A 14,697-nucleotide genomic window follows, 5' to 3' on the forward strand; every position below is an offset into this window, starting at 1 on the left:
TCGCCGTAACGCCTTTCCCCGTGATCACGAGTCCCAAACCCGGGTTTCCGGGGGCGGACCAGGGGAACACCGGGCCATGCCCGACACCTCGATCCCGGGAAGGCTGCGGCGGCTCGCCAGGAAGACCTTCGGCTGGCGCGAGCTGAGCCCCGAGCAGCTCACGGCCATGGAGCACGTGCTCGACGGCGACGACGTGCTCGTGGTGATGCCGACCGGCTCCGGCAAGTCGGCGATCTACCAGCTGCCCACGATGCTGCTGCCCGGGCCCGCGATCGTGGTGTCGCCGCTGATCGCGCTGCAACGCGACCAGATCGGCAGCCTCGGCGAGGCGGACGCACCCGAGGCCGTCGCGGTGAACTCCGCGCAGGGCGCCCGGGACACCGAGGAGGCGTTCGAGGCGGCCACCGCCGGCGACGCCGAGTACCTGTTCCTCTCCCCCGAGCAGCTGGCCAAGGACGACGTGCTCGACCGCCTCGCGGACAGCGACCCCGCCCTGTTCGTCGTCGACGAGGCGCACTGTGTGTCGGCGTGGGGGCACGACTTCCGGCCCGACTACCTGCGGCTGCGCCACGCCGCCGAGTACGTGGGCAGGCCGCCGGTGCTGGCGCTCACGGCCACCGCGGGCGGACCGGTGCGCGACGACATCGTGGAGAAGCTCGGCCTGCGCGACCCCGCACGGGTCGTGGCCGGCTTCGACCGGCCGAACCTGCACCTCGCGGCACGCGAGACCGCCGACGACGACAGCCGGGTCGAGATCGTCGCGGGGCACGTCACCGGCGCGGCGAAGCCGGGCCTCGTCTACACGGCGACGCGGGCGGACACCGAGCGGCTCGCGGAGGTGCTGCGGGAGCGGGACGTGCGCGCCGAGGCGTTCCACGCCGGGCTCCGCGCCGTCGAGCGCCGGCGCGTGCAGGACGCGTTCATGGCGGGCGACGTGGACGTGGTGGTCGCCACCTCGGCGTTCGGCATGGGCATCGACAAACCCGACGTCCGGTTCGTCGTCCACGCCGCGCCGCCCGACTCGCTCGACTCCTACTACCAGCAGATCGGCCGCGCCGGGCGCGACGGCGAACCCGCCGGGGCGCTGCTGGTGCACCGCGGCGAGGACTTCGGACTGCAGCGCTTCCTCGCCTCGCAATCGCTGGACGAGGCCGCGGTGCGTGAGCTCGCCGACGTGATCCGGCGGCACGAGGGACGGCTCCGCCTCGCCGACGCCGAGGCCGCGACCGGGCGGTCGCACCGCCGCGTGACCCGCGACCTCAACCTTCTCGAACAGGCCGGCGTCGTGCGCAGGACCCGGCGGGGCGAGCTGACGTGGGCAGGCGACGGCACCGACCCGGTGCGCGCCGCGGCGGCGGAGCTGGAGCGACGGCAGCGGCTCGACCGCTCGCGGGTCGAGGTGCTGCGCGAGTACGCCGAGACCAGGACGTGCCGCAGACGGTTCCTCCTCGGCTACTTCGGCCAGGACCTGCCGCGGGCATGCGGGCTCTGCGACCGGTGCGACGCGGGCACCGCCGTCGAGCACGCCCCGGCGGAGGACACCCGTGCGGAGTTCCCGCTGCGCTCGCGGGTCCGTCACCCCGAGTGGGGCGCGGGCAACGTGGTGGCCCAGGAGGCCGACAGGATCACCGTGCTGTTCGACGACGCGGGCTACCGCACCCTGTCACTCGCCGCGGTCCGCGAGCACGGCCTGCTCACGCACGGGTGAACCTCGGTTGACGTTCCGGCGCCGCGGGTAGGCCCTGCCCATGCCCGACACTCCCCCGGACAACGGCGGCAGGCGACCCGTCCCGGCCGGCCGCCGGTGCCACCCCGGCTACGACAACCAGAACCGGCGCACCGCGGGCCGTCGCGGGCCCGCCGCGACGCTCGAGAACGCCCGGTCCCCCGAGAAGATCGGCCACCGCGAGCGCATCCCCGAGCGCGGCAAGCCCACCGACGTAGCCGTGCGTTTCTCCACCGTGATCGGCGGCAGGCACTCCGAGGGGGCCCGCGACCGGCGGCGGCTGCGGAACCTGGGCCACAACGGGCCGCGCGAGGTCAGCGATCTCGTGCTGACGCACTGCGTGCCGGACGAGCGCGCGGCCGTGCCCAGGTGAGGGGGCTCAGAGCACGGGCGCGATCAGGACGGTCCGGACTCGACCGCGTCGACCAGTCCCCACTCCAGTGCCGTGTCCGTGTCGATCGCGCCTCCGGACAACGCCGCGAACAGGGTGCGCCAGCGGCCGATGCGGCGCGGGATGCTCACGGTGCCGCCCGCGCCGGGGAGCAGGCCCATCGACACCTCGGGCAGCCGGAACGTGGTCCCCGGTGCCGCCACGACGCGTCCGGCGAACGCGGGCAGCTCGATGCCGGCGCCGACGCAGCTGCCGTGCACGCGCACCTCGGCGCGCTCCGCCAGCGTGTGCAGCAGCGGCCCGGCGCCCGCTCTCGTGCGCACGAGGTGGGCGGTGGCGAGGTCGGGAGTGGTGCCGAACTCGTCGAGGTCACCGCCCGCGCAGAACGACGGGCCCGCGCCGTCGAGCACGACACGCGTGATCGTGTCGTCCACTGTGGCCAGACGCAGCGCGTCGGTGAGCGCGTCGCGCAGTTCGCGGCCGTAGGCGTTGCGCCGCTCGGGACGGTTGAGCGTGATCCGCAGCAGGCCGTCGGCGCGGGCGAGGAGCACGGGCTCGGCGGCGGGAGGCGGCAGCGGACGCGTGCCCCTGGCGGAGAGCCAGCGGGCGAACTCGGCGCCGCCGAGCAACGTCGAGTAGGCGAACGACTCGACGTCGAGCGCCGCGCGCACGCCCAGCGGTTCCGTGGCACGCAGCACCTGCGCGAGCGTGAGCGTGGCCCTCGGGCACGCCGTGGCCGCCGCGTGCAGGGCCGCGGCGTCGGCCACCGGGTCGCCGCCGCAGGCGAACTCGGGGCCGAGCCGGGCCGCGCCGCCGGGCACGAGCGTGACATCGAGCGCGCGGGCCAGCCCGCGCCACCTCTCGTCCGGCTCGCCGGTCACCACGCCGACGAGCACACGGTGGGCCGTGGCCGCCGCGTGCGTGGCGGCGCCGAGCGTGCCGGCGTCCGCGGGGCCGAGGTCCACGAAGAGAAGTGGGTCGATCACCTCGCCGTTCTCGCCGAGAAGCGGCCCCGCCGCGGCGCCCTCGGCGAGGTCGGCGACCGAGCACCGCGGCACGGGAATGCCGTCCATGCGGCGACTGTATCGTCGCGGCCGCCGCCGAGTCTGGGGAGACACCATGACGTGGACTGAGTCATCGGAACGCGGCCGGATCATGGAAGCCGCGTCGCACTGCCTGGCGACGGGCGAGAGGCGAGGAGTGTCGGTGACCGACATCCTCGCGGCCTCGGGTCTGTCCACGCGGGCGTTCTACCGGCACTTCCGGTCCAAGGACTCGCTGCTGTTGGCGATGTTCCGCCGGGACTACGAGCGGGTGCTCGCCGAGCTGCGCGACGCCGCCGCCACAGCCTGCCCCCGGCAGGCGCTCGCGAACTGGGTCGAGGGCATGCTGCGGGTGGCGACCGAGGCGCGCGAAGGGCGGCGCGTGATGTTGCTGGGTTCCCCGGACCTGGCCAGTGCCAGGGGTTTCACGGCGGAGGCGGCGCGCGCGGCGACGGCGCACCAGGCGGCGCTGGCGGAGATCCTGCGCCGGGGCCGCGACGACGGCTCGTTCCCGCTGACCGATCCCGAACCGGACGCGAAGGCCATCCGGGCCGCGCTGCAGGAGACGTTCACCGAACTGCTCTCGGGCGCGTCCACGATGAGCGCCGACGACGCCGCGGCCGAGGTCACGCGCTTCGCCCTGCGCGCGCTCGGGGCGGTGCCTCAGCCCGCGTCGTAGACGAGCGCGCCGCGGCACACCGTCGCCCGCACCGCCCCGGCGCCCGGCTCCCGCAACGCCACGTCCACCGGCACCCGCAACACACACAGGTCCCCGGGGACGCCCACCGCCACCCGCCTCGGTGCCCCACCCGGATCCTCCAGCGGCGCAAGCAGGCCCGCGAGCACCTCCCCCGCCGCCACCCGCTCGCCTTCGCCCACCACGGCGCCACCGGCCGTGCGGCGGTGCACGGCGGACGCGATCGTGCGCCACGGGTCCTCGCTCGCGAACGGCGCGTCGCTGCTGGGCGCCACGCGGATCCCGGCGCGCCGCAGGCTCGCGTAGCGGTACAGCTCGGTGTGCTCGGCCTCGGGCAGGTCGCGGCGGTACTCCTCACCCCGCTCGGCGACGAACCCCGGCTGGGTCACCACCACCGGCCCCGTCCGGGCCAGCAGCGGCAGCAGGTCGTCGCCCACGATCGCGGCGTGCTCGATCCGGTCGCCGGGCAGCGGGCCTGCCTCGGCCAGCACGGCGAGGGCCACCACCAGCGACTCGCGCGTGACGGCGTGGATCGCCACGGCCCTTCCCACCGCGTGCGCCGCGGTGACCTCGGCGTGCAGCGCGTCCCAGTCGGGCGGCACGTGGTCGGGCGGCAGGATCTTGTGCGGGCCCACCGTCACGCGCTCCGGCAGGACGGCCCCGGCGGGCGCCCCGAGCAGGTGCAGGCGCTGTGGCAGCGCTCCTCCGGCGAGCAGCGCCACGGTGTCGTCGTCGAGGCGCGGCGTCGCGTCGGTGACCCCGGTGATGCCCAGCGCCGCAAGCCGTTTCCCCACGGCCGCCAGGTCAGGGGGCGGGGACGCGCCGAGGCGTTCGCGCAGCAGCGCGTCGGCCCGCCACACCCGCCCGGTGGGCTCCCCGCCGGGGCCCAGCTCGACGCCAGGCTCGTCGCGCAGCCGCAGCGCGGCGAGGGCTTGCGAGTTGAGCATCCACAGCGCGCCGCCCCGGTGCTGCACGCGCACCGGCCTGCCCGGCTCGAGCCGGTCGAGCACCGTCCGGTCCAGGATCCCGGCGACGCTCTCGTGGTAGCCGACGCCGCGGACCCACTCGCCGGGCGCGGCCCGCAGCACCACCGCGAGCTCATCGAGGCTCGTGACCTCGGGCGGGCCGCAACGCACCGACTCCCGCGCCGCCGCCAGCGCCAGCAGATGCAGGTGGTGGTCGTGCAGGCCAGGCAACACCGCGCCCCCAGCCGCGTCGAGCACCGTCTCCCCCGGCTCGGGCCGCAGCGTCCCGATCGCGGTGACGCACCCACCGGCGACGCGCACGTCCACGCGCCGTCCGCCGACCTCCCCATCCCGCACCAGCAGCCCGCTCACGCCAGCCCCAGCTCATGGAGGACCGCGGCGGTGTGCTCACCCAGCGCGGGCGCGGGCCGCTCGGGGCGCCTCGGCACGGGGGTCACCTCCGCGGCGGGCTCCGCGGGCGCCGCGCACACGGTCGCCGCGGCCTGCTCCCGCAGGGCCAGGTCGGCCAGCCACGTGCCGCCGCCGAGGCGGCAGGCCACCGCCGCGAAAGCGGCGTGGACACCCGTGAGCGGATCGGCGATGGCGTCCCCGCACGGCGCGGGCGTTCCGGTGTCCCGGTCGAAGGCCACCAGCCCGCCCGCGATCGCGGCGTCGTCGCCGAAGCCGACGGCGTTGTCCCACGGACCCGTGCGGCCGTAGGCCGTGATGCTCACCCAGCACCCGGCCCGCGCGTTCGCCAGCACGTCCTCCGCGACCACGCCCAGCTGGCACAGAGCCCGTGGCCGTGACCCCTCGATCACGATGTCGGCGGCCCCCACCAGCCCGGCGAGCGCGGTCCTGCCCTCGGGTGTGCCGAAGTCGAGCGCCACCGACTCCTGCCCGCCGTGCAGCAGGTCGTAGAAGGCGGCGGAGCCGTAGCGGGCTCCGTCGGGGCGGTGGGTGCTCTCGACCTTGATCACGCGTGCGCCGAGCAACGTCAGCAGGTGCCCGCACAGCGGGCCCGCCCACAGCGACGACAGGTCGACCACGAGCGTGGGCTCCAGCGTCCACGCCCGCCTGCGCGGCTCGTACCCACCGCCGCCCACCGCGCGACGCACCTCGCCGTTGAGCACGAGGGGCGAGACGGGTGCGGTCTGCCCGCGCGCCGCGAGCTGCTCGTCGGCGGGAGCCGGATGGGCGCCGACCGGCAGGCCCAGCAGGCGGGCGCGCTCGGCCAGCGGCGCGGCGGCCCGCTCGGCGACCAGCTCGGCCAGCATCGGCCACGGGTCGTCGAGTGGCACGGGCGCTTCCAGCCACGCCGGGAGCAGCTCGGCGTCGGAGGCCCTGGCGACGTTGACGCCGAGCCAGCCGTCGGCGGTGCGCAGCAGCCGCAGCGCACCGCCCGCCGACCGGGGAGCGTCCCGGCGCAGCCCGGCCAGCGCGGCGCGCTCGGAGAGCACCTCGGCTCCGGGCAGGGTCACCGGCGAGCCTGCGATGCGGGCGAGCAGCTCGGTGGCCAGCAGAGCACCCCGGGCGGCGCTCGCCGGGATGCCGGGAGCCGCGAGCGGCGGGCCGTCGCGGCGGCCGGTGAGCGCCAGCGCGCCGGAGGCCGCCCAGTCCCCGGCCGCGCTGGTGTCCTCGGTGCGGACGACGGCTCCGTCGTGGCCGGTGCCGGTCGCGTCGAGGACGCCGTCGACGTCGTCGTCCGGTGCGGGCAGGACCGTGGCACCGGCGGCGGCGAGCAGGCGCGCGGCGTGGCGGAGCGCGGGCCCTTCGCCCGTCACCGCCACCCGCATTCCCGTCAGCGGGCCGCCGCTCCGCTGTGCAACCAGGCCCCGCATGCCCCGATTCTGCCCGGTCAGCGCAGACCCCTGAGCACCATGGCGGGCTGCCTGGTGCCCTTGATCACCGAGACCATGTCCAGCGTCTGGCACGTCTCGGCGACGTTGTGGGCCCGGAACACCGCCACGCCCTCCCACGCGCACACGGCCGTGGCGGCGAGCGTGCCGTACAGCCGCTCCCCCACGTCGGCGCCGAGCGACTCGCCCACGAAGTCCTTGTTGGACAGCGCGACCAGCACGGGCCAGCCGGTGGCGACGAGCCTGCCGATCTCGCGCGTGAGCGTGAGCGAGTGCCACGTGTTCTTGCCGAAGTCGTGGGTCGGGTCGATGAGGATGCCCTCGGCGGGCACCCCGCGGGCCACCAGCTCGCCCGCTCGCCGGGTGACCTCGTCGACGACGTCGGCGACCAGCTGGGGGTAGGTGACCCGGTGCGGGCGGGTGCGTGGCACGGCGCCGCCGGTGTGGGAGCAGACGTAGCCCGCGCCGAACTCGGCGGCCACGTCGGCGAGCCGTGGGTCCGCACCGGCCCACGTGTCGTTGAGCAGGTCGGCGCCCTCCTGGCAGGCGAGCCTGCCGATCTCGTGGCGCCAGGTGTCGACACTGATGACGAGCTCGGGGAAACGGGCGCGCACCTCCGCGACGAAGGGCACGACGCGGCGGCTCTCCTCGGCCACGTCGACGTCGCTGCCGGGTCCGGCCTTGACGCCGCCGATGTCGATGATGTCCGCGCCGCCCTCGACGGCCCGTTCGACGGCCGCCATGGCCTCGCCGGTGCCGTACGTGGCGCCCCGGTCGTAGAACGAGTCGGGTGTGCGGTTGACAATCGCCATCACCAGCGGGCGGTCCCGCCTCATCGGACGGCCCCGGAACCGGATCTCGCGCGGCGTGACGCCTTCCATACCACTTCCTTGCGACGTTGCGGACGACCAAACCGAGTATGCCCGCGCGAGTCGTGCACCCCCGCACGCGAGTCCCCCGCTCCAGACCGCGAGTCCCCCGCTCCAGACCGCGAGTCCCCCGCTCCGGACGGCGAGTTCTGCGTTCCGGATCGCGCCCGCCGGCTTCCGCCCGTCCCGGCAGGTGTGCGCGTAGCCGAGCGAGCGCATGACTCGTCGTCTGAAGCGCACGACTCGCGGTCCTGAGCGGGGAACTCGCGGGCCTGAACGGGGGACTCGCCGGCCTAAGCGGGGAACTCGCCGGCCTGAGCGGGGGACTCGCCGGCCTGAGCGGGGGACTCGCCGGCCTGAGCGGGGAACTCGCGGAGCCGTCAGCGGAGTGGCGGCAGCGCTCGGCCACCGCGGAGCCGGACGGTGAAACCGTCGGGAGCGGCGATGAGCGCGACATCGATGTCGAGCTGGTGGGTGAGCCAGAGCCCGAGGCCGGAGCGGGTCACGGAATCGGCGACGGGCATGAGCCCGGCGAGCCGGTCGCGCGGGCCAGGGCCGCTGTCGTGCACGTGCACGACAACGCGCCCGTCTGCCGCCCAGATCCGGACCGTTGTCGGCGCCACCCCGTGGATCTGGGCGTTGCTGGTCGCCTCGGAGATGCCGAGCACGAGATCGTCGACCACGGCGTCCGCCACCTGCGAGCGCGCGACACGTTCCAGCGCGTGCCGCGCCTGGGCAGGCGCCGGGTCGGCCAGCTCCACCAGGGGCTGCGTCTCCTCCAGCGGATCCGGTTCGGCGGGCAGTCCCACGAACGACGCCGGGTCCTCGTAACGCCCACTCGGCACGCGCCCGCCAAGGGGTGTCACCAGGTGCCGGTGGGTCCGCTCCACCACGTCGCGCACCTCGGGAGCGACTGTCGTCGCGTCGTAGAGGCAGACGCTGCGCACGGGGAGGTCGTCCCACACCACGTTCACCGCGGCCTCGTAGCGGTCCCAGCCGTCGAACCGGCCCCCGTTGCCCGCATGCGGCACGTCACCCGCGACGCGGATCTGCCGTGCGCCCTCCGCGACGTGCCGCTCGAACAGCCGCCGGTACTCCGCGATCGCCTTGGCGGGGCTCGCGTACACGCTCCGGTCGGCGACGAAGGTGACACCCGAAGGGTCGGCCAGCCACGACCGCAGCAGTTCGGACTTGTGCTCGTCGTAGCCGATCACCACCGGCGCGCCCTGAGCGAGACCTTCCTCGACGAACGGAACGATCAGCGCGCGGAACTCGTCCTCGGACGAGTAGAAACCGGCCTGGTGAACGTGCCCGACACGCATCGCCCCACCATATCCGCGCACTCCGCACGGGGCATCTTCTACAAGGGACGTGATGGCCGTCACTCACGCGTCGAAGTCGACCGTGAGCCTCTCCGACACCGGTAGCGACTGGCAGGTGAGGACGAAACCGGCGTCCACTTCGGACTCCTCGAGCGCGAAGTTGCGCCGCATGTCCACCTTGCCCGTGGTGACCTTGGCCCGGCAGGTGCCGCACACGCCGCCCTTGCAGGCAAATGGCAGATCGGGCCTTGCACGCTGGGCGCCGTCGAGCACCGAGCGGTCCTGCGGCACGGCGACCGTCGTGGACCTGCCGTCGAGCACGATCGTCACGTCGCTGGCGATGCCGTCGACGGGCGCCTCCTCGTGCCGGACCGGCGTGGGCGGCGTGCCGTCGACGAAGAACAGCTCCTGGTGGATCCGCTCCGCGGGCACGCCCGCGGCCCGCAGCTCCTGCTGCGCCGTGGTGACCAGCTCGAACGGTCCGCACAACCACCAGTGGTCCACCCGCATGAGATCCCCGAGCAGAGGCCGCAGAGCGGCGAGCTTCTCCGCGTCGAGCCGGCCGGTGAACAGCTCGACCTCGCGTGGTTCCCGGGAGAGCACGTGCACCAGTTCCAGCCTCGCCGGGTAACGGTCCTTGAGGTCGGCCAGCTCGTCGGCGAACATCACGGTGTCCGTGCGCCGGTTGCCGTACAGCAGGGTCACGGTGGCGTCGGGCTCGCGCAGCACCGTCGCGGCGATCGAGAGCACGGGCGTGATCCCGGAACCCGCCGCGATCAGCACGTGGTGCCCCGGCACGGCCGGGTCCGGCGTGAAGCTGCCCGTGGGCGTGCCGACCTCGATCACGTCGCCCGGCCGGACGTCGCGCACCAGCCATGTGGAGAACAGGCCGTCGGGCACCTCGCGCACGCCGATCCTCGGCGCCGCCCCCTCGGGCGCACAGATCGAGTAGGACCGCCGTTCCTCGCGGCCATCGACCGCGCGCCGCAGCGTCAGCGACTGGCCCGCGCGGAACGCGTAGCGCTCGGCCAGCTCACCGGGGACGTCGAAGCTGATCGCCACCGCGTCGTCGCACAGCGGCGTCACCTCGGCCACGGTCAGCGCGTGGAACTCGCCTCGCAGCCGGGACTTCGTGCTCGCGGTCAACTCAGATCTCCTTGACGTGTTCGAACGGTTCGCGGCACGCGCGGCAGCGGTGCAGCGCCTTGCACGCGGTGGCACCGAACTCCGAGAGCCGCTCGGTCTCGGCCGACCCGCAGCGCGGGCAGCGCACGCGCCGGGCAGGCGGGCCGAGCGTGAGGGGGACCGGCACCGACCGCCTCGGGGCGGCGCCGGGCGGTGAGATGCCCGCCTCGGCGAGCTTGCGGCGGCCGTCCTCGGTGATCCAGTCGCTCGACCACGCGGGCCGCAGCACCGTGCGCACCTCGACCTCGGCGTAGCCGGCCGCCCGGAGCGCGTGGACGAGATCGTCGCGCATCGTGTCCATGGCGGGGCAGCCGCTGTAGGTCGGGGTGATCGCCACGACCACCTTGCCGTCCTCTTCGGACACCTCCCGTAGCACGCCGAGGTCGGCGAGGGTGAGCATCGGCAGCTCCGGGTCGGTCACCCGAGAGGCGACGGCCTGTGCGGTCACCATGTCGCCTCCGGGTGCGCCCTCGCGACGCTCTGCAGCTCGGCGAGCAGGTAGCCCATCGCCTCGGTGTGCACGCCGTGGCGGCCGGCTTTGCCCGCCACACCGGGGATCGCGGCGGCCTCGGGAACCTCGAGCGTCGCCGCCCGCAGCACCTGCCCGAGCACGTCGTCGAACTCCGCCCGCGTCGCCGAGGGGTCCACCGCGACACCGGCCCCGGCGAGCCGCAGCTCCACGGGGTGCGGGGTGAACAGCTCGTCCGCGTACGGCCACACCGACGCCAGCCCCGCCGTCATGCGCTCACGGGAGTACTCGGTGCCGTCGCCGAGGCGGACGGCCCACTGCGCGGCGTAGTCGCGGTGGTAGGTCACCTCCTTGACGCCCTTGGCCGCGATGGCGGCCAGCACGGGGTCGCGGGACTCCACGAGCCGCTGCAACAACGCGAGCCGCCACGTGGAGAACACCAGCAGACGCGCGATCAGCTCGCCGAAGTCGCCGCGCGGCAGCTCTGCCAGCCGCACGTTGCGGAACTCGTTCTCCGCGCGGAAGAACGCGTAGTGGTCCTCGCCCCGGTCGCCGCCCTCGGCTTTGCCCGCACGGGCCAGCAGCAACCGTGCCTGACCGAGCAGGTCGAGGCCGATGTTGGCGATCGCCACCTCGTCCTCCAGCTCGGGCGCGTTTGTGCACCACTCCTGCAGCCGGTGCGAGAAGATCAGCGCGTCGTCGCCGAGCATCAAGCAGTACGCCGCGAGGTCGGCACCGTCCACTCCGGACGGAACGGTGGCGTCGACCCCGGACAGCGGGTCCTCGAAGCCGGTGCCGAAGGCCCAGCGGGAGTCGTTCTCCTCGGTGATCGCCTCGTAGGCGTTGTCAAAGGACATCGCGGGCTCACATGTGGGGGACGTGGTCGGGAATGTCGTAGAACGTGGGGTGGCGGTACACCTTGTCACCGCTCGGCGCGAAGAAGGGGTCCTTCTCGTCCGGGCTGGACGCGGTGATGTCGGCGGCCTTGACCACCCAGATGCTCACTCCCTCGTTGCGCCGCGTGTAGAGATCGCGCGCGTGGTGCAGCGCCATCTCGTCGTCGGCGGCGTGCAGCGAGCCGACGTGCACGTGGTTGAGGCCACGCTTGCCCCGCACGAACACCTCGTACAACGGCCATTCGCTCCTCATGCCGCACTCCCCTGTCGTTCGTCGATCTTGCGGGCGTGGGCGGCCGCTGCCTCACGCACCCAGGCGCCCTCGTCGTGCGCGGCCTTGCGGTGCGCGATCCGCTGGGCGTTGCACGGTCCGTTGCCGGAGACGACCTGCTTGAACTCGGCCCAGTCGATCTCGCCGAAGTCGTGATGCCCGCGCGCGGCGTTCCACTTCAGCTCGGGGTCGGGCAGTGTCACGCCGAGCGCATCGGCCTGCGGCACCGTCATGTCCACGAACCGCTGGCGCAGCTCGTCGTTGGTGTGCCGCTTGACCTTCCACGCCATCGACTGCGCCGTGTGCGGCGAGTCGGCGTCGGGCGGGCCGAACATCATCAGCGACGGCCACCACCAGCGGTTCACCGCCTCCTGCACCATCTCGCGCTGGCCCCGCGTACCGCGCATCATCGTCATCAGCAGCTCGTAGCCCTGCCGCTGGTGGAACGACTCCTCCTTGCAGATGCGGATCATCGCCCGCGCGTAGGGCCCGTACGACGACCGGCACAGCGGCACCTGGTTGCAGATGGCGGCGCCGTCCACGAGCCAGCCGATCACGCCGACGTCGGCGAAGGTCAGCGTCGGGTAGTTGAAGATCGACGAGTACTTCTGCCCGCCGGTGATGAGCTTCTCGGTCAGCTCAGCGCGGTCGGCGCCCAGCGTCTCGGCGGCGGAGTACAGGTACAGCCCGTGCCCGGCCTCGTCCTGCACCTTGGCGAGCAGGATCGCCTTGCGCCGCAACGACGGCGCCCGCGTGATCCAGTTGCCCTCTGGCTGCATGCCGATGATCTCTGAGTGCGCGTGCTGCGCGATCATGCGCACCATCGTCGAGCGGTAGGCGTCGGGCACCCAGTCCCTCGGCTCGATCCGCTGGTCGCGGGCGATGGTCTCCTCGAACGTCAGTTCCAGGCTCACTGCGTGACCTCCTTCGCGACGAGGGTGAGCACGTCGTATTTCGCCACCGACTCGCCGTCGGCGTTGGTGACGTCGGTGTCCCAGCGCACCTCGCCGTAGTCGGCGTTCTCGCGCGGGGTGATCTGCTTGCACGTCAGCGTCACGGTCAGCTCGTCCCCGGGCTTGACGGGCGTGAGGAACCGCAGGTTCTCCAGCCCGTAGTTGGCGAGCACGGGACCCGGCTCCGGCGAGACGAACAGGCCGGCCGCGAACGACACCACGAGGTAGCCGTGCGCCACGATCCCGCCGAACAGCGGGTTCGCCGCGGCGGCGGCCTCGTCGGTGTGGGCGTAGAACGTGTCGCCGGTGAACTCGGCGAAGTGGGCGATGTCCTCGGGCGTGACACGGCGCGGGCCCGCCACCACGGTGTCGCCGACGCGCAGCTCGGCCAGCGACTTGCGGAAGGGGTGCGTGCCCTCCTGCCGGGGTGCGCCCGCGACCCACTGGCCGGTGACCGCCGACAGGACCTTCGGGCTGGCCTGCACGGCGGTGCGCTGCATGTGGTGCAGCACGCCGCGGATGCCGCCCATCTCCTCGCCGCCGCCGGCGCGGCCGGGTCCGCCGTGCACGAGCGCGGGCAAGGGCGAGCCGTGCCCGGTGGACTCCTTGGCGTCGTCGGCGTCGAGCACCAGCAGCCTGCCGTGCCACGGCGCGACGCCGAGCACCACGTCGCGGGCGAACGCCGGGTCGCCGGTCACCACCGACCCGGCGAGGCTGCCCTGGCCGCGCGCGGCCAGCTCGACCACCTGCTCGGTGGACGTGTAGGGCATCAGCGTCGACACGGGGCCGAAGGCCTCGACCTCGTGCGGCTCGGCGCGGTCGGGGTCGTCGGCGCGCAGCAGGACCGGGGAGATGAAGGCCCCGCGCTCGGCGTCGGCGTCGACCACGTCCACGTGCTCGGGGTCGCCGAAGACGAGGCGACCCGCCTCGCTGAGCCCCTTGAGCGAGCGGCGTACCTCCTCGCGCTGCTCGAGGCTCGCGAGCGCGCCCATCCGCACGCCCTCGCTCGACGGGTTGCCGACGGTGGTCTTCGCCAGCCGGGCGCTGACGGCCTCCGCGACGTCGTCCAGCAGTTCGGCGGGGACGAACGCGCGCCGGATCGCGGTGCACTTCTGGCCCGCCTTCACGGTCATCTCGGTGACCAGCTGCTTGACGTAGAGGTCGAACTCCGCCGTGCCAGGCTTCGCGTCGGGGCCGAGGATCGAGCAGTTCAGCGAGTCGGCCTCGGCGTTGAACCGCACCGAGTGCCGCACGATCGCCGGGTGCGCGCGCAGCCGCTGCGCGGTGGAGGCCGAGCCGGTGAACGACACGAGGTCCTGGCCGGTGACGTGGTCGAGCAGGTCACCGGCGCCGCCGCACACGAGCTGCAGCGTGCCCTCCGGCAGCAGGCCGGAGTCGATGATCAGCTCGACGAGCTTCTGCGTCAGGTACGCCGTCTGGCTCGCGGGCTTCACCAGGCTCGGCACCCCGGCGAGGAACGCGGGAGCGAACTTCTCCAGCGGCCCCCACACCGGGAAGTTGAAGGCGTTGATCTGCACCGCGACGCCCCGCAGCGGGGTCGCGATGTGCCTGCCGGCGAACGTGCCGCCCTTGCTCAGCGGTTCGACGGCGCCGTCGACGTAGACCGTGTCGTTGGGCAGCTCGCGGCGGCCCTTGCTCGCGTAGGCCAGCAGCACGCCGATGCCGCCGTCGACGTCGAACTTCGAGTCGCCGAGCGTGGCGCCGGTGCGCGCCGAGAGCGCGTACAGCTCGTCCCGGTGCTCGCGCAGGTGCCCGCCGAGCGCCTTGAGCAGCGCCGCCCGCTGGTGGAACGTCAGCTCCCGGAGCGCGGGGCCGCCGACCCTGCGGCCGTGCTCCAGAGCGGCACCCATGTCGATGCCCTCCGAGGAGATGCGGGCGACCTCCTCACCCGTCACCGCGTCGTGCAGCGGCGCACCGTCCCCGGACGGGGCGTGCCACCCGCCGCTCACGTAGCTGCGCAACAGCGCCGTCGCGTGCTCACCCATCGAGCCTCCTCGAATTACCAACCGAACGTTCAGAAAGTGATGGTA

General features: G+C 73.9%; 14 protein-coding genes. 3 read left to right on the forward strand and 11 right to left on the reverse strand.

From position 1 onward, the window contains the following. The first annotated feature begins 76 nt into the window (after nucleotides 1-76). Complete coding sequence (locus FCN18_RS14600) at nucleotides 77-1,708, forward strand: RecQ family ATP-dependent DNA helicase (protein WP_137095357.1); 1,632 nt, start codon at nucleotides 77-79, stop codon at nucleotides 1,706-1,708. 40 nt (nucleotides 1,709-1,748) lie between these two features. After that, nucleotides 1,749-2,099, forward strand: coding sequence for a hypothetical protein (locus FCN18_RS14605; RefSeq protein ID WP_199543221.1), 351 nt, complete (start codon nucleotides 1,749-1,751; stop codon nucleotides 2,097-2,099). A gap of 23 nt (nucleotides 2,100-2,122) precedes the next feature. Here the strand turns inward: FCN18_RS14605 and FCN18_RS14610 are convergent, their stop codons facing one another. Beyond that, the gene (locus FCN18_RS14610; protein ID WP_137095358.1) at nucleotides 2,123-3,190 is read right to left on the reverse strand and encodes an enoyl-CoA hydratase/isomerase family protein; all 1,068 of its coding nucleotides are present in this window, start codon (nucleotides 3,188-3,190) and stop codon (nucleotides 2,123-2,125) included. 46 nt (nucleotides 3,191-3,236) lie between these two features. On the opposite strand from FCN18_RS14610, the gene FCN18_RS14615 reads away from it, so the two are divergent. Beyond that, nucleotides 3,237-3,839 carry a TetR/AcrR family transcriptional regulator gene (locus tag FCN18_RS14615; RefSeq protein WP_112267351.1) on the forward strand — a complete coding sequence of 201 codons (603 nt, stop codon included), beginning with the start codon at nucleotides 3,237-3,239 and terminating at the stop codon, nucleotides 3,837-3,839. On the opposite strand, the gene FCN18_RS14620 is transcribed toward FCN18_RS14615, so the two are convergent. The 10 genes from FCN18_RS14620 to paaZ form a co-directional block, all read right to left on the reverse strand. Further along, nucleotides 3,824-5,194, reverse strand: coding sequence for an amidohydrolase family protein (locus FCN18_RS14620; protein WP_170200559.1), 1,371 nt, complete (start codon nucleotides 5,192-5,194; stop codon nucleotides 3,824-3,826). The genes FCN18_RS14615 and FCN18_RS14620 overlap by 16 nt on opposite strands. Further along, nucleotides 5,191-6,663: a CoA transferase gene (locus FCN18_RS14625; RefSeq protein WP_228713957.1), complete on the reverse strand. Its 1,473-nt coding sequence runs from the start codon at nucleotides 6,661-6,663 to the stop codon at nucleotides 5,191-5,193. Before FCN18_RS14625 ends, FCN18_RS14620 begins: the two co-directional genes overlap by 4 nt. Before the next feature lie 17 nt (nucleotides 6,664-6,680). After that, nucleotides 6,681-7,517 carry a dihydropteroate synthase gene (gene folP, locus FCN18_RS14630; protein WP_137095479.1) on the reverse strand — a complete coding sequence of 279 codons (837 nt, stop codon included), beginning with the start codon at nucleotides 7,515-7,517 and terminating at the stop codon, nucleotides 6,681-6,683. Nucleotides 7,518-7,930: 413 nt separating this feature from the next. Next, a complete protein-coding gene (locus FCN18_RS14640) occupies nucleotides 7,931-8,872 on the reverse strand; it encodes a sensor histidine kinase (RefSeq protein ID WP_113643901.1) in 942 nt (313 codons plus the stop codon). A 63-nt stretch (nucleotides 8,873-8,935) separates the two neighbouring features. After that, nucleotides 8,936-10,018, reverse strand: a complete 1,083-nt coding sequence (gene paaE / locus FCN18_RS14645) for a 1,2-phenylacetyl-CoA epoxidase subunit PaaE (protein WP_137095360.1) — start codon at nucleotides 10,016-10,018, stop codon at nucleotides 8,936-8,938. A 1-nt stretch (nucleotide 10,019) separates the two neighbouring features. Further along, a complete protein-coding gene (gene paaD, locus FCN18_RS14650; protein WP_137095361.1) occupies nucleotides 10,020-10,508 on the reverse strand; it encodes a 1,2-phenylacetyl-CoA epoxidase subunit PaaD in 489 nt (162 codons plus the stop codon). Next, complete coding sequence (paaC, locus tag FCN18_RS14655; RefSeq protein WP_112267361.1) at nucleotides 10,502-11,383, reverse strand: 1,2-phenylacetyl-CoA epoxidase subunit PaaC; 882 nt, start codon at nucleotides 11,381-11,383, stop codon at nucleotides 10,502-10,504. Before paaC ends, paaD begins: the two co-directional genes overlap by 7 nt. A 7-nt stretch (nucleotides 11,384-11,390) precedes the next feature. After that, nucleotides 11,391-11,675, reverse strand: coding sequence for a 1,2-phenylacetyl-CoA epoxidase subunit PaaB (paaB, locus tag FCN18_RS14660; RefSeq protein WP_112267363.1), 285 nt, complete (start codon nucleotides 11,673-11,675; stop codon nucleotides 11,391-11,393). Next, nucleotides 11,672-12,607: a 1,2-phenylacetyl-CoA epoxidase subunit PaaA gene (gene paaA / locus FCN18_RS14665; protein WP_113643898.1), complete on the reverse strand. Its 936-nt coding sequence runs from the start codon at nucleotides 12,605-12,607 to the stop codon at nucleotides 11,672-11,674. The genes paaB and paaA overlap by 4 nt, the downstream gene beginning before the upstream one ends. After that, nucleotides 12,604-14,652 (reverse strand): phenylacetic acid degradation bifunctional protein PaaZ, encoded by a 2,049-nt coding sequence (gene paaZ, locus FCN18_RS14670; protein WP_137095362.1) that lies wholly within the window; start codon nucleotides 14,650-14,652, stop codon nucleotides 12,604-12,606. Before paaZ ends, paaA begins: the two co-directional genes overlap by 4 nt. Nucleotides 14,653-14,697: the final 45 nt, after the last annotated feature.

The organism is Prauserella endophytica, assembly GCF_005146945.1.
In the GTDB taxonomy this organism is placed as follows: Bacteria; Actinomycetota; Actinomycetes; order Mycobacteriales; family Pseudonocardiaceae; genus Prauserella_A; species Prauserella_A endophytica.

Excerpts from the sequence above, each read along its gene's own strand:
- FCN18_RS14600 (WP_137095357.1), top strand. The coding sequence starts at position 77 with ATGCCCGACACCTCGATCCCGGGAAGGCTGCGGCGGCTCGCCAGGAAG.
- FCN18_RS14605 (WP_199543221.1), top strand. The coding sequence starts at position 1,749 with ATGCCCGACACTCCCCCGGACAACGGCGGCAGGCGACCCGTCCCGGCC.
- FCN18_RS14610 (WP_137095358.1), bottom strand. The coding sequence starts at position 3,190 with ATGGACGGCATTCCCGTGCCGCGGTGCTCGGTCGCCGACCTCGCCGAG.
- FCN18_RS14615 (WP_112267351.1), top strand. The coding sequence starts at position 3,237 with ATGACGTGGACTGAGTCATCGGAACGCGGCCGGATCATGGAAGCCGCG.
- FCN18_RS14625 (WP_228713957.1), bottom strand. The coding sequence starts at position 6,663 with ATGCGGGGCCTGGTTGCACAGCGGAGCGGCGGCCCGCTGACGGGAATG.
- folP (WP_137095479.1), bottom strand. The coding sequence starts at position 7,517 with ATGAGGCGGGACCGCCCGCTGGTGATGGCGATTGTCAACCGCACACCC.
- FCN18_RS14640 (WP_113643901.1), bottom strand. The coding sequence starts at position 8,872 with ATGCGTGTCGGGCACGTTCACCAGGCCGGTTTCTACTCGTCCGAGGAC.
- paaD (WP_137095361.1), bottom strand. The coding sequence starts at position 10,508 with ATGGTGACCGCACAGGCCGTCGCCTCTCGGGTGACCGACCCGGAGCTG.
- paaC (WP_112267361.1), bottom strand. The coding sequence starts at position 11,383 with ATGTCCTTTGACAACGCCTACGAGGCGATCACCGAGGAGAACGACTCC.
- paaB (WP_112267363.1), bottom strand. The coding sequence starts at position 11,675 with ATGAGGAGCGAATGGCCGTTGTACGAGGTGTTCGTGCGGGGCAAGCGT.
- paaZ (WP_137095362.1), bottom strand. The coding sequence starts at position 14,652 with ATGGGTGAGCACGCGACGGCGCTGTTGCGCAGCTACGTGAGCGGCGGG.